The sequence below is a fragment of the Streptomyces sp. NPDC003393 genome (genome assembly GCF_053589015.1).
On sequence record NZ_JBSFRB010000005.1, the window covers coordinates 93,044 to 106,740 of the forward strand.

The 13,697-nt window shown below is 72.2% G+C and carries 10 protein-coding genes and 3 tRNA genes; 4 read left to right on the top strand and 9 right to left on the bottom strand.

The annotated features are described in order from the left end of the window. Positions 1-132: 132 nt before the first annotated feature. Positions 133-1,419 carry an RNA polymerase sigma factor gene (locus ACWDUZ_RS07115; RefSeq protein WP_451630784.1) on the top strand — a complete coding sequence of 429 codons (1,287 nt, stop codon included), beginning with the start codon at positions 133-135 and terminating at the stop codon, positions 1,417-1,419. A 100-nt stretch (positions 1,420-1,519) separates the two neighbouring features. On the opposite strand, the gene ACWDUZ_RS07120 is transcribed toward ACWDUZ_RS07115, so the two are convergent. From ACWDUZ_RS07120 to ACWDUZ_RS07135, 4 genes are all read right to left on the bottom strand, one after another. Continuing rightward, entirely contained in the window at positions 1,520-3,502 is a 1,983-nt protein-coding gene (locus ACWDUZ_RS07120; protein ID WP_451630785.1) for an ABC transporter ATP-binding protein, read from the bottom strand. After that, entirely contained in the window at positions 3,502-5,235 is a 1,734-nt protein-coding gene (locus ACWDUZ_RS07125) for an ABC transporter ATP-binding protein (RefSeq protein ID WP_451630786.1), read from the bottom strand. Before ACWDUZ_RS07125 ends, ACWDUZ_RS07120 begins: the two co-directional genes overlap by 1 nt. 172 nt (positions 5,236-5,407) lie before the next feature. Further along, the gene (locus tag ACWDUZ_RS07130) at positions 5,408-6,862 is read right to left on the bottom strand and encodes an FGGY family carbohydrate kinase (protein WP_451630787.1); all 1,455 of its coding nucleotides are present in this window, start codon (positions 6,860-6,862) and stop codon (positions 5,408-5,410) included. Between the two features lie 53 nt (positions 6,863-6,915). Beyond that, complete coding sequence (locus tag ACWDUZ_RS07135; protein WP_451630788.1) at positions 6,916-7,215, bottom strand: YtxH domain-containing protein; 300 nt, start codon at positions 7,213-7,215, stop codon at positions 6,916-6,918. Positions 7,216-7,371: 156 nt separating this feature from the next. Here ACWDUZ_RS07135 and ACWDUZ_RS07140 point away from each other — a divergent pair. The 3 genes from ACWDUZ_RS07140 to ACWDUZ_RS07150 all read left to right on the top strand — a co-directional run bounded on the left by ACWDUZ_RS07140 (position 7,372) and on the right by ACWDUZ_RS07150 (position 7,874). Continuing rightward, positions 7,372-7,444, top strand: a tRNA-Asn gene (locus ACWDUZ_RS07140). A gap of 5 nt (positions 7,445-7,449) precedes the next feature. Then, positions 7,450-7,522, top strand: a tRNA-Asn gene (locus ACWDUZ_RS07145). 278 nt (positions 7,523-7,800) lie between these two features. Then, a tRNA-Ile gene (locus tag ACWDUZ_RS07150) sits at positions 7,801-7,874 on the top strand. Between the two features lie 262 nt (positions 7,875-8,136). On the opposite strand, the gene ACWDUZ_RS07155 is transcribed toward ACWDUZ_RS07150, so the two are convergent. From ACWDUZ_RS07155 to ACWDUZ_RS07175, 5 genes are all read right to left on the bottom strand, one after another. After that, a complete protein-coding gene (locus ACWDUZ_RS07155; protein ID WP_451630789.1) occupies positions 8,137-8,409 on the bottom strand; it encodes a hypothetical protein in 273 nt (90 codons plus the stop codon). Positions 8,410-8,862: 453 nt separating this feature from the next. Then, positions 8,863-9,018 carry a hypothetical protein gene (locus ACWDUZ_RS07160; RefSeq protein WP_451630790.1) on the bottom strand — a complete coding sequence of 52 codons (156 nt, stop codon included), beginning with the start codon at positions 9,016-9,018 and terminating at the stop codon, positions 8,863-8,865. A gap of 347 nt (positions 9,019-9,365) precedes the next feature. Then, positions 9,366-10,409, bottom strand: coding sequence for a rod shape-determining protein (locus ACWDUZ_RS07165; RefSeq protein ID WP_451630791.1), 1,044 nt, complete (start codon positions 10,407-10,409; stop codon positions 9,366-9,368). A 360-nt stretch (positions 10,410-10,769) separates the two neighbouring features. Further along, positions 10,770-12,203, bottom strand: coding sequence for a carboxyl transferase domain-containing protein (locus tag ACWDUZ_RS07170; RefSeq protein WP_451630792.1), 1,434 nt, complete (start codon positions 12,201-12,203; stop codon positions 10,770-10,772). Continuing rightward, positions 12,196-13,653, bottom strand: coding sequence for an acyl-CoA synthetase (locus tag ACWDUZ_RS07175; protein ID WP_451630793.1), 1,458 nt, complete (start codon positions 13,651-13,653; stop codon positions 12,196-12,198). Before ACWDUZ_RS07175 ends, ACWDUZ_RS07170 begins: the two co-directional genes overlap by 8 nt. Positions 13,654-13,697: the final 44 nt, after the last annotated feature.

Genomic DNA, 13,697 nt, shown 5'->3' on the forward strand with positions numbered 1-13,697 from the left:
GGCTCCGCCCCCCCCCCCGCGGCCCGGTCCGGCCGCCTGACGGCCTGGGTAACCGACCGGTCACGGACCGGACGCAAAAAGTCACCGCACGCCCCTCGTGGCGGCGATGTGTCGTACCCCACACTGGGTCCGGTGCCTGAGTCCTCGGAGCGCGGCCGATCCGTCCCTCACGGGTCCTACAACCCCGCGGTTCCGCTCATCGCGTACGGGACGGACAGCGGCGTGGCCGCCGACTCCGCCCCCCGAGTACCGCTGCCGCACAGCTCAGCAGCGATCATCCTGGAGGTCGCCCCCGTGCAGACCCAGACCCTCACCCAGACCGACGTCCCCGCCGGTGCCGCCACCGACCTCGTCCTCTCGGCGGCCGTGCCCCCGCAGGACCGGATCGCGCACCATCCCGAGGCGGAGCCCGCGCCGTCCGAGCCGGAGGAACCCCAGGCCGGCGCGCTGGAGACCGACCCGCCCGAACCCGTCGAGCCGGCCGCCCCCGCCCGCCCCGAGACCGGCGGCCCGTCCTCCGACCTGTTCCGGCAGTACCTGCGGGAGATCGGGCGGATCCCGCTGCTCACCGCCGCCGAGGAGGTGGAGCTGGCCCGGCGCGTCGAGGCCGGGCTGTTCGCCGAGGAGAAGCTGAGCAACACCCCGGACCTGGACAGCCGGCTCGCCGGCGATCTGGACCGGCTGGTCGTCATGGGGAGGCTGGCCAAGCGCCGGCTCATCGAGGCCAATCTGCGGCTCGTGGTGTCCGTGGCGAAGCGGTACGTGGGCCGCGGGCTCACCATGCTGGACCTCGTGCAGGAGGGGAACCTCGGGCTGATCCGGGCCGTGGAGAAGTTCGACTACGCCCGCGGCTACAAGTTCTCCACCTACGCCACCTGGTGGATCCGCCAGGCCATGTCCCGGGCGCTGGCCGACCAGGCCCGCACGATCCGCGTGCCCGTGCACGTCGTCGAGCTCATCAACCGGGTGGTGCGCGTCCAGCGGCGGATGCTTCAGGAGCGCGGCTACGAGCCGACCGCCGAGGAGGTCGCCGCCCAGCTCGAACTGCCGCCCGAACGGGTCGGTGAGGTGCTGCGGCTGGCCCAGGAGCCCGTCTCGCTGCACGCCCCGGTCGGCGAGGAGGAGGACGTCGCCCTCGGCGACCTGATCGAGGACGGCGACGCCGCCTCCCCCGTGGAATCGGCGGCGTTCCTGCTGCTGCGCGAGCACCTGGAGGCCGTGCTGTCGACGCTGGGGGAGCGGGAGCGGAAGGTCGTCCAGCTCCGGTACGGGCTCGTGGACGGCCGACCGCGCACCCTGGAGGAGATAGGGCGCATCTTCGGCGTGACCCGCGAGCGGATCCGGCAGATAGAGTCCAAGACCCTCAACAAGCTCCGCGACCACGCCTTCGCCGACCAGTTGCGCGGCTACCTGGACTGACGACCGGCCGCCGGGACGTCCTGGCACGACGAGGGCCGCTCACCTCGGGGTCGACCGGATCGACCCGAAGCGAGCGGCCCCCGACGCGCGGCCCGGACGGTCAGTCGACCTCCGCCACCGCCTGCGCGAACTGCGCCTTGTACAGCCGCGCGTAGGCGCCGTCGGCGTCCACCAGCTCGGTGTGCGAGCCCTGTTCGACGATGGACCCGTTCTCCATGACCAGGATCGTGTCCGCGTCCCGGATGGTCGACAGCCGGTGTGCGATGACGAACGACGTCCTGCCGTGCTGGAGTTTGGCCATCGCCTTCTGGATCAGCACCTCGGTACGGGTGTCGACCGAGCTCGTCGCCTCGTCCAGGACGAGGATCACCGGGTCGGACAGGAACGCCCGCGCTATGGTGATGAGCTGCTTCTCACCGGCGCTGACCCCGGAGCCCTCGTCGTCGATGACCGTGTCGTAGCCGTCGGGCAGGGTGCGGATGAAGCGGTCCGCGTGCGCGGCCCGCGCCGCCTCCTCGATCTCCCCGCGCGTGACCTCGCCCTCCCGTCGCCCGCCACCGCCCTGACCGAGTGCGCTTCGCGCACCTCCTCCGACTCCAGCGCCGTAGGCGATGTTCTCCGCGATGGTGCCGCCGAACAGCCAGGTGTCCTGGAGCACCATGCCGATGGCGGAGCGCAGTTCGTCCCGGGACATCCGGGAGATGTCCACCCCGTCGAGCGTGATCCGCCCGCCGGTGACGTCGTAGAACCGCATCAGCAGGTTGACCAGCGTGGTCTTGCCCGCGCCGGTCGGGCCGACGATCGCGACGGTGTGGCCCGGCTCCACCGCGAGCGACAGGTCCTCGATGAGCGGCTTCTCCGGGTCGTAGCGGAAGGAGACGTGCTCCAGCGCGACCCGCCCGCGCAGTTGCTCCGGCCGCACGCCCGGCACCGGATCGGCCTCCTGCTCCTCCGCGTCCAGCAGTTCGAAGACCCGCTCGGCGGACGCGACGCCGGACTGCACCAGGTTCGCCATCGAGGCGACCTGGGTCAGCGGCATCGAGAACTGCCGCGAGTACTGGATGAAGGCCTGCACGTCACCGATGGACAGCGAGCCCGAGGCGACCCGCAGACCGCCGACGACCGCCACCAGCACGTAGTTCAGGTTCGACACGAACATCATCAGCGGCTGCATGACGCCGCTGTTGAACTGCGCCTTGAAGCCCGCCTCGTACAGCGCCTCGTTCTGCTCGGCGAACTGCTGCGCCGACTCCTCCTGCCGCCCGAACACCTTCACCAGGGAGTGCCCGGTGTACATCTCCTCGATGTGCGCGTTCAGCTTGCCGGTGGAGCGCCACTGCTGCACGAAGTGCGGCTGCGACCGCTTGCCCACCCGGGTGGCCACGACGAACGACAGCGGCACGGTGACCAGCGCGACCAGTGCCAGCAGCCAGGACACGTAGAACATCATCACCAGCACGCCGATGATGGTCAGCACCGAGTTGATGAGCTGGCCCATCGACTGCTGGAGCGTCTGCCCGATGTTGTCGATGTCGTTGGTGGCGCGGGAGAGCACCTCGCCGCGCTGGCGCTTGTCGAAGTACGACAGCGGCAGCCGGGACAGCTTGCCCTGCACGTCCTCGCGCATGCGGAACATGGTCCGGTTCACCGCGCGGTTCACCAGCCGGGTCGCCACCGCCATCAGCAGGCCGGCGACCAGGAACGTGCCGAGCGCCAGCAGCAGCACCTCGCCGACGGCGCCGAAGTCGATGCCCTTGCCCGGGGTGAAGTCCGTGCTCTTGAGCATGTCGGCGATGGAGCCCTGCCCGCGCTCGCGCATGGAGTGCAGGACCTGGTCCTTGGTCATGCCGGACGGCATCTGCCGCCCGATGATCCCGGCGAACACCAGGTCGGTGGCCCGGCCGAGGATCTTCGGCCCGATCACGCTGAGCCCGACGCTCAGGACCACGCACAGCACCAGCGTGACGATCGTGGCCCGTTCGGGCCTGAACCGGGAGACGAGCCGCTTGCCCGAGTTCTTGAAGTCCATCGAGCGGCTGTCGGGTCCGCCGCCGGCCATCATCCGACCCATGGGCCCGGCCATCAGGCAGCCTCCGCTTCCGTCAGCTGGGAGAGCACGATCTCCCGGTAGGTCTCGTTGTCCGCCATCAGTTCGTGGTGGCGGCCGGTGCCGACGACGCGTCCCTCGTCCAGGACGACGATCCGGTCGGCATCGCGGATGGTCGCCACCCGCTGGGCGACGATGACGACGGTCGCCTCGGCCGTCTCCTGCGCCAGCGCCGCCCGCAGGGCCGCGTCGGTGGCGTAGTCGAGGGCGGAGAAGGAGTCGTCGAACAGGTAGATCTCGGGCCGCTGCACGAGCGTGCGGGCGATGGCCAGGCGCTGGCGCTGACCGCCCGAGACGTTGGTGCCGCCCTGCGCGATCGGGGCGTTCAGGCCGCCCTCCAGCTTCGTGACGAAGTCCTTGGCCTGCGCCACCTCCAGCGCGTGCCACAGCTCCTCGTCGGTGGCGTCCGGGTTGCCGTAGCGCAGATTGGTGGCGACCGTGCCGGCGAACAGGTACGGCTTCTGCGGGACCATGCCCACCGTCCTCGCCAGCAGCTCGGCGTCCAGGGTCCGTACGTCCGCGCCGTCGACGAGGACCTCGCCGTCGGTGGCGTCGAACAGGCGCGGGACCAGGCCCAGCAGGGTGGACTTGCCGCTGCCGGTGGAGCCGATCACGGCGGTCACCTCGCCGGGGCGGGCCACCAGGTCCACGGCCTTCAGCACGGGCTCCTCGGCGCCCGGGTAGCGGAAGCCGGCCTGACGGATCTCCAGATGCCCATGGCGGCGCAGCTCCCGCACCGGCGCGAGCGGCGCCACGACGCTCGACTCGGTGCCCAGCACCTCCTGGATGCGCTCGGCGCACACCTCGGCGCGCGGCACCATCATGAACATGAAGGTGGCCATCATCACGGACATCACGATCTGCATCAGATAGGCCAGGAACGCGGTCAGGTCACCGATCTGCATGCCGCCGCTGTCGATGCGGTGTGCGCCGAACCACACCACGGCGATGGACGACACGTTCACCACCGTCATCACCATCGGGAACATCAGCGCCAGCAGCCGGCCGGTGGCCAGCGCCATGTCCGTCAGATCGGAGTTGGCGTTGCCGAAACGCTCCTTCTCGTAGTCGTCGCGGACGAAGGCGCGGATCACCCGGTTGCCGCTGATCTGCTCGCGCAGCACCCGGTTCACCGTGTCCAGGCGGGTCTGCATGGACCGGAACAGCGGGCGCAGCCGGCGCACGATCAGGGTCACGCAGATGCCCAGCACCGGTACGACGGCGACCAGGACGCCCGACAGCGGCACGTCGAGCCCGAGGGCCAGCACCACACCGCCCACGCACATGATGGGCGCCGACACCATCAGGGTGAACGTCATCAGGGCCAGCGTCTGCACCTGCTGGACGTCGTTGGTGGTACGTGTGATGAGCGAGGGCGCGCCGAAGTGGCCCACCTCACGCGCCGAGAACGCCTGCACCCGGTCGAAGACGGACGCGCGCACGTCCCGGCCGAGCGCGGACGCGGTCCGGGCGCCGTAGTACACGGCGCCGATGTTGCACACGACCTGCACCAGCGAGATGCCGATCATCACGGCACCGAACGTGAGAATGTAGTGCGTGTCCCCCTTCACGACACCGTTGTCGATGATGTGGGCGTTCAGGGTGGGCAGGTAGAGGGTGGCGCAGGTCTGCAGGAACTGCAGCAGCACCAGTACGGCCAGAGGTTTCTTGTAGGGCCTGAGATAGGTCCGCAGAAGTCTTATGAGCACGCTGGGTCTCTCGGAGTCGGCGGTCGGGGTCGGTCGTTGTCCCCTGGCCCCTATCGTCGAACACTCCACCCGCGTTACCTCAACTGATTAAGCCGATAGCGGCCCACCGACCGACGCGCCGTCAGCCGGTGGACCTACTCCGTCCGGGTGGCGTAAGGGAATTCACACGGCATTACGGGCGAAACGCCCCCGGATGGGCCTGTTCGCGCACCGACACGTACTGCTGGCGCACGGCCTGGCCCACCGCCAGGTCCTCGCCCGGCTCCAGGACCTGGGCGACCGCGCCCTGCCACGGCGGCGGGGTGCGCGGGTCGAGAGTGCCCTGGGACACGCCGAGCGCCCACGCGGCCTGCCGGGCCGCGCCGATCGCGGCGTAGTCCGCGGGCTGCGGGACCACGACCTGTGCCCCGAACAGCGCGGGGGCCACCGCCTGTACGGCGGGCAGCTCGGCGGCCTGCCCGAGCAGGAAGACGCGCCGCACCTCCACACCCCGCCCGCGCAGTACGTCCAGCGCGTCCGCCAGCCCGCACAGCATGCCCTCGAACGCGGCCCGCGCCAGATGCTCCGGCTTCATCGACTCGCGTCGAAGACCCGCCAGCGTCCCCGCCGTGTGCGGCAGGTTCGGGGTCCGCTCGCCCTCCAGATACGGCAGCAGGACCAGCCCGTGCGCGCCCGGCGTCGACTTCATCGCCAGGTCGGACAGGCTCTCGAGGTCGGACAGCCCCAGCAGTTCGGCCGTGCCGCGCAGCGCCCGCACCGCGTTCAGGGTGGTGACGACGGGCAGGTGCATCCCCGTGGCGTCGGCGAGCGAGGTGATCATCCCGGTCTGGTCCACCAGCGCCTCGGGGTGAACCGTCATCACCGAGCCCGAGGCGCCCAGCGACACCACCGCGTCACCCACGCTCAGGCCGAGCCCGAAGGCCGCGGCCATCGTCTCCCCGGTGCCGGCGGAGATCAGCAGCCCCTCGGGGGTCGTGCCCGCCGCCTCGGCCGGGCCGATCACCTCCGGCAGGGCCGCCTGGTGACCGAGGGCCAGCTCCACCAGGTCCGGCCGGTAGGCGCCGCCGGCCGCCGACCAGTAGCCGGTGCCGGAGGCGCCGCCGCGGTCGGTGGTCCGCCGTATCGGCCGGCCGAGGAGCTGCCACACCAGCCAGTCGTGCGCCTGGAGCAACAGGGCGACACGCCGGGCGGCATCGGGTTCGTTCTTGGCGAGCCAGCGCAGCTTGGTCACGGGCTGCGCGGCCTGCGGAACGCACCCCACCGCCTGCGCCCAGGCCTCCCGCCCGCCGAGCGCGTCGATCAGATCGGCCGCGGCGACCTGGGCCCGGCGGTCGCCGCCGACCAGTGCGGGCCGCACGGTGGCGCCCTGCCCGTCCAGCGGGATCAGCGCGTTCTGCTGGGCCGACACGCCGATGGCCTGCACGCCCTCCAGCAGTCCGCCGCCCGCGGCCTCCCCGAGCGAGAGCAGCCACGCCTGCGGATCGACGTCAGCAGGGCGGCCTCCGCCCTCGGGGCTCTCCACCGGATGCGGCGCGTAGCCCTGCCTGAGCACGGCCCCGGTGTCCGTGTCGCAGACCACGATGCGAGTGAAATCGGGTGAACTGTCCAACCCGGCGACTATCCCCATGACCGAAATTCTGCCGCACCGGAGCGCCTGCTCGGGCCGTGGGCACGGGATCGCTACGTGTCGCTGGTGCCCCAGTCGTCCGCGCGGCCCGCGCCCCGCTCGCGCAGGGAGCGCACACGCCGGGCGACCGAGTCGGGCATCCGCTCGCCGACCCTCCCGCTCACCGCGTGATAAGCGCGGCCCGCGTACTGGCGTCCCTGCTGCGCCGCGCTCTCGGCGGTGTTGCGCACCGCCGGGTTCTGCGCGACCTGCCGCGCGGACTTCCGCAGCTGCTCGTAGCGCTCACGTCCCGCCCTCGTGCCCAGTACGTAACCGACAGCCAGTCCTGCGATGAACACGAGCCGGTAGCGCATGGCGGCCACCCTTTCTTGCCTCGACCTAGCCTCGACGTCGTTGCCGGAGGGAACCGATTGGCGGAGCACCCCCCTGCTTGCGCTAATGTATGTGTCGCAGCGAGCGCGCGCCCCCTGGCGAATACCCAGGTAGGCACGTTCGATGCAACGAGGCATTCCTCCGTAGCTCAATTGGCAGAGCAGCCGGCTGTTAACCGGCAGGTTACTGGTTCGAGTCCAGTCGGGGGAGCTCGGTCCTCCGTAGCTCAATTGGCAGAGCAGCCGGCTGTTAACCGGCAGGTTACTGGTTCGAGTCCAGTCGGGGGAGCATGCTGAACGAGGACCCTCCGGGGTCCTTTTTCATGTCCGCGTTCCTGCCCGCCCTCTGGGCACGGGCCTTGCCTGGGTCTACCGGCCGCCCATCCGGCTTCTCGCAGATCCGTCCCGCTCCGGGGGAACCGTCGTGGCCCCGGCGGAGTCCTCAAGGTCGTGAAGACCGTCGAGGTCACGAAGGGCCGCGGTAAGCCGACCATGGCGAAGCAGGAGATCGTATGAGCGGCTATGCTGCGGCAGACGGCGCGTACAAGTGTGCGCGACACGCCGCACGGGGCGGTAGCTCAGCCGGTTAGAGCAGCGGACTCATAATCCGTCGGCCGTGGGTTCGAGTCCCACCCGCCCCACCGAGGCGCCTCGCAGCAGACACGTTCTCACCTGCGGGCAGCCGGGACCCCTCGCCACACCGAGGGGTCCCCCGACCGGATCAAGATCCTCTCATCGCCTCGCCCGCGCACTCGCCCCCGGCGGGCCCGCGGGGTTGGCACCGCCCTCGGCGGTGTCCACCGCTCCGTCCGCCGGATCGTCGGCGCGCGGTACGGCTCTCCCGGCCACGCTCGCGCGGGACGGCCCCGCAGCGCGCGGCTGCGGGGCGCCTCCTGATGGGGTTCAGTCGATCTTCTGCCCGGCGTACTTGCCGCCCACGCAGGTCCAGGTGGCCCAATGGACCGTTCCGCCGCCCTGCTCGCACTCACCCACGGTGGGGGCAGCGCCCTGACCCGCCGGGTAGGAGGTGGCGGTGGCGGTGACGGCGCCCGTGAGGCTGAGTCCGGCGAGGGCTGTCGTGGCGATGGCGGCGGCGAGAACTCGTCGAATACGTAGGTGGTTCCCCTTTCGCGGATTGCCTCGTTCGGAGCGCTTTTCACCTTGACGTTCACCCATGTGGGCGGCATGCAGTGGTTGGCCGTTCGGGTGACGGTCTCAGTCCTTTGCACAGGACAGGAGCCTTACGTCGGCCTCGGGCTCGGGGCTCGCTCGACGTCGCCTCGTTCCCCCTTGACGCCCGAGGTTCTCCCGCTCGTCCGTGCGTTCCCGCCCGTTTTCTCGGTCGTCCCGCACGCGGCGAGCGGCGGCGCGGCAACGGCCGCGGACGCGGCCGGAGAGCTTCCCGCACGGCTGATCTCGGCGGTCCCGGAACCGTCCCGGCAGTCGCCTTCCAGGGGGCGTGTCTTGGGGGGCCGGGGGGCGGCAGGCCGCCTCGTGGGCGGCGTAGCCGCGCTCGGTGAGGGCGGCTACGCGGGAGTCGCTGCTGGGCGTCGATGCATATGATTGATTGTCGGGGGCATGCCAATGTTGGCTTCACGTCCACCCGCGCTGGAGCGGCCGGCAACGCGATCAAGCGTCGGCCGCGTCGGCCGTCTCGGGCAGGTCGTCGCGGTCGCCCTCGGCCTGCGAGGGTGTCGGGTACGGCGTGTCGGGCAGCTCGGCGATGCGCATGGCCTCGTTGTCGTCGCGCTCGCCTTCGGCCTGGGAGGGGGTGCGCTCTCTCATGGTGGGGCTCCTGCGGAAAGGGCTGGTCACTCGGCCATCGGGTACCCCCGAGCGCCGGTGACACCCGTGCGGTGACGCGGCGGTCCGGCGGCCGCGCGGGCGCGAACGCCGGGTGCCGGGCGCGCGTGTCCGCCCTGGTGGCGCCGGGTCGTGGGGTCGCTCCTCCGCAGGGCGGCGGCGAGCGTCGTCCCGGGCTTGGGACGGCCGCGTCGGCCGGGGCGACCACCGACAGCGTGGCGGATCCGGAACGGCCTCTATGTACTGGACCGCCCCGGAGTCGTCCGCGCCGGCCCCCATGTATCGGACCCCCGGGCGTCGTCCGCGCCGGTGTCCCCGCCCTCCTCCGGTCATGCCCCCAGCGGGTCGAGGACCAGGGGTTCCACCTTGCCCTCCAGCATGTCGCCGAGGCCCTGGACCGCGCACACGTCGGGGCGTTCGGCGATGTTGACCGGCATGCCGGTGGCCTCGCGGAGCATCTGGTCCAGGCCGGGGAGCAGGGCGGAGCCGCCGACCATCATGATCCCGCGGTCGGCGAGGTCGGCCACCAGGTCCGGCGGGCACTCCCTCAGCACCTTGTAGATGCCGTCCAGGACGGTGGTCAGCGGGGTCTGGATGGCCTCCCGTACGGCGGCGGTGTCGACCACGACGGAGCGGGCGAGGCCGGTCGCCACGTCCCGGCCGTGGATCTCCGTGGACACCGGACCGTGCGCGGTGAGCCCGTTGTCGTGCAGGGCGACCTGGAGGGGCCGGACGGACTGGCTGGGCAGCATCAACGCGTGCTCGTGGCGCAGGTGCTGCACGATCGCGCGGTCGACGGCCTCGCCGCCGACGGGCATGCGCTGTGCGGTGACGATCGAGCCCAGGGAGAGCACGGCCACCTGGGTCGCCGCGGCCCCGCACACCAGGATCATGGTGGCCTCGGGCCGCTCCACGGGCAGTCCGCAGCCGACGGCCGCGGCGATCAGCGTGTCGACCAGTTCCACACGGCGGGCGCCGAGCCCCACCAGGGTCTCGATCGTGGCCCGCTGGGCCAGCGGGTCGGCGTCGTGCGGGGTGCAGGCCGCGGCCCGCAGCCGGGGCCTGCGGCGCAGCGAGCGGCGCATCCGGTCGCCGAGCAGATGCCGCAGCATGCGCTGCGCCATCTCGATGTCGACGACCGTGCCGCCGGAGACCGGGCGGACGACGCGGATGTAGTCGGGGGTGCGGCCGGTCATCCGCTCCGCGAACTCGCCGACCGCGATCAGCGCGCCGTTGCGGATGTTCACGGCGGCCACCGAGGGCTGGTCGACGACGAGTCCGGCGCCCTTGACGTACACACGGGTCCGGGCGGCTCCCAGGTCGACGGCGAAGTGACAGCGGCGCAACTGCTCCAGACTGGCGGTCGCGGTCATGGCAGATCCTCCCGAGAGCGCGGGCCGTGGCGGCCGCCGGGCTGCGGCCACATAGGCATCGTGCGGGCGACGGGGGAGCGGGCGCCTGTTCAAGGGGGCCGGGCGGGTGCCGCTGGATACGCGCGTTTCACGGTCATCGGCCGGATAAGCGCCGGACAAGCATGAAGTCGGGTGCCTTGCCCGTGGCGGGAACCTGCCACGGCGCTCATCCGCCACCTCCCTTGTGACTCAAGCCCCCTGACACTCTTCGCACCAGCTGACGCATCAGCAGTCGCTGCACTTCACGGCACTCACACGGATCAGGCCGGGCTCGCGGAGTCTGGCCCGATCCAGACGAAAGACCCTGGGCCCGGACGAGCCTCACGTCGCGTCCTGAGCGCCGGCGACCGGCACCACCCCCCGGACCACTCCGAGCTCCAGCAGGTCCTGCGGCCGGATCCGCAACTGTTCGGCCGTGGTCGGTGCCTGGTCCGGGGGGCGTTTGAGTATCGCGGCGGCCAGCTCGGGAGCGATCACCGAGAAGTAGCTGTCGGGCGTGGCCCAGGTGTTGTCCGGCGCGGCCAGGGCCAGGGCCCCGCCCGAACCGCCCTCGCCGATCACCAGGGTGGTGATCGGCGTCCGGGCGGCCGCCACCACGCCGAACAGCTCGGCGATCGCGGCGCCGACACCCTGGCGCTCCGCCTCGGCGTCGTTCGCGGCCCCCGGGGTGTCCACCAGGGTCAGCACCGGGATCCCGAGCCGGTCCGCGAGCCGGATCAGCCGCGTGGCGGTCCGGTATCCGGCGGGGCGGGTGGCGGTGCCGGTCTGCGCGGCGAACGCGACGGTACGGCCGTCGAGTTCGCCGAACCCGCACAGCATCCCGTCGTCCGTGCCGCCGCAGCGGTCGCCGCGCAGGGCCGCCCGCCGGGTGAGGCAGGAGTCCAGGTAGCGCTCGGCGCGCGGGCGTTCGGGGGAGCGGGCCCGCCGGACGGCGTCCCAGCCGGTGGCGGGAAGGCCGGCGCGGGGAAGACCGGTCGCGAACTCGGTGGCGGACTCGGTGCAGGATCCGGGAGACCCGCCGGGGGATCCGGGCGCGGGCCTTGTCGTGGGCAGGGCCTCGGGCGGGGCGACGGCGGTCGCCGACGGGTGCGAGAGCAGCCGCAGCCACAGCCCCAGCGTCGCCCGCAGTTCCTCCGGTCGCACCACGGCGTCCACCGCGCCGGCCGCGAGCTGCGCCTCGGCCCGGTAGGCCGCGGGGTCGGCGTCCGCCGGGCGCACCCGGGAGCCGGCGAAGCCGACCTGGGCGCCGGACAGGGCGAGGATCACGTCCGCGCCCGCGCCCAGGGTGGCCCAGCCGCCGCCCGTCGTCGGGTCGCGCACCACCGCGATCTGCGGCAGCCCGGCCGCCCGGATGAGCGCGGACTGCCGGGCCACCCGCTGCAACTGGGTCAGGGCGAGCATGCCTTCCTGCATGCGGCTGCCCCCGGTGGCGACCAGCGGTACGACCGGAAGGCGGTGCTCGCGGGCGTGGGCGTACGCCGCCTCCAGACGGTCGCCGGTACGCCGGCCCAGCGAGCCGCCGAGGAAGCCGAACTCGAAGGCGATCAGCACGGCCCGGGTGCCCTCGACGTGCGCGGTGCCGCAGACCACGGACTCCTGCTCGCCGGTACGCTCGGCGGCCCGGGCCCGCGAGACGTCGTAGCCCTCCCAGCCGAGCGGCCCGTCGGGCTTCGACTCCTCCGCGGGACGAGGGAGTTCGGCGAAGTCGTCGCTGACGAGGGCGATGGCCTGCCGGGCCGAGAGACGTTCAGCCATGCGTCAGCGCCCGCTTCATGATCTTGCCCATGTCGTTGCGGGGGAGCGCGTCGAGGAGATGGAGGACCCGCGGGCGCTTGTGCGGGGCCAGCCGCCGGGCGACATGGCCGGCCAGTTCCTCCAGCCCCGGCGGGGACTGCGGATCGGCCGGGACGATCCAGGCGACGATCCGCTCACCGAGATCGGCGTCGGGCTCCCCGGTGACGGCGGCCTCGCGGACCGCGGGATGTTCGAGGAGGGCGTTCTCGATCTCACCCGCGCCGATCTTGTAACCGCCGCTCTTGATCAGGTCGGTGGCCTTGCGCCCGACGATGCGGACGTAGCCGTCGGGGTCGCGCACCGCCATGTCCCCGGTGCGGAAGAACCCGTCGGCGGTGAAGGCGGCGGCCGTCGCGTCCGGCCGGTTCAGGTACTCGGTGAACAGGTTCGGCCCGCGCACCTGGATCTCGCCGACCGTCTCACCGTCGTACGCCGTGATCGCCCTGCCGTCCTCCTCCACCAGCCGCAGCTCCACGCCCGGCAGCGGAAGCCCGACCGTGCCGGCCCGCGCCTCGCCGTCGGCCCGGACACTGGTGTTCATCAGGGTCTCGGTCATGCCGTACCGCTCGATCACCCGCCGCCCGGTGGCGGCCGCGATCCGCTCGTGGTCGTGGACGGGCAGGGCGGCGGAGCCGGAGACCAGCAGCCGCGCCGCGGCGAGCGCCTTGGCGAGCTCGGGGTCCCCGGGCAGCGCCTCCGCGATCCGGTGGTACATGGTGGGCACGCCGAACAGCATGGTCGCCCCGGCGTTCAGCTCCCGCGCCACGCCCTCGGTGGTGAACCGCCCCAGATGCCGTACGGATCCGCCGCGCCGCAGCGGGCCGAGGACGCCCAGCACCAGCCCGTGCACATGGAACAGCGGCAGCCCGTGCACGAGCACGTCCTCGCCCGTCCACTGCCAGGCGTCGGCGAGGGCGTCCAGGGTGGTGGCGACGGCCCGGCGCGGGATGACGGCACCCTTGGGCGGCCCGGTGGTGCCGGAGGTGTAGACGACCAGGGCGGGGTCGCCGTCCCCGTAGCGGTCCTCGGAGAGGTTCTCGGGAGTGGGTCCCCCTCGGCCCACCTCCACGTCGATGCGCTCCAGGCCCGCCGACGCGTGGGGAAGCGTGTCGCCGGCCCCCGCCAGCACCGCCGACGGCGCGCTGTCACCGAGGATGTGACCGAGTTCCTTCTCCCCGGACTTCGGGTTCAGCGGGACGGCGGCGGCCCCGGCCAGCAGCACGCCGACCACACCCACGGCCGTCTCCGGCGTCGGCGTCGCCCACACGGCGACCCTCTCCCGCCCCCGCACCCGCTCGGCGACGGCCCCGGCCGCCGTCGCGAGCTCCGCATACGTCAACGACCGATCACCGAACCGCAGGGCGGCTCGCGCCCCGGGATCGCCCGTCAGGGCCGGGAAGAGGGAGGACACGCGGCGGACTCCTAGTCACTGTGGTGCTGGCCGATGGAGGACAT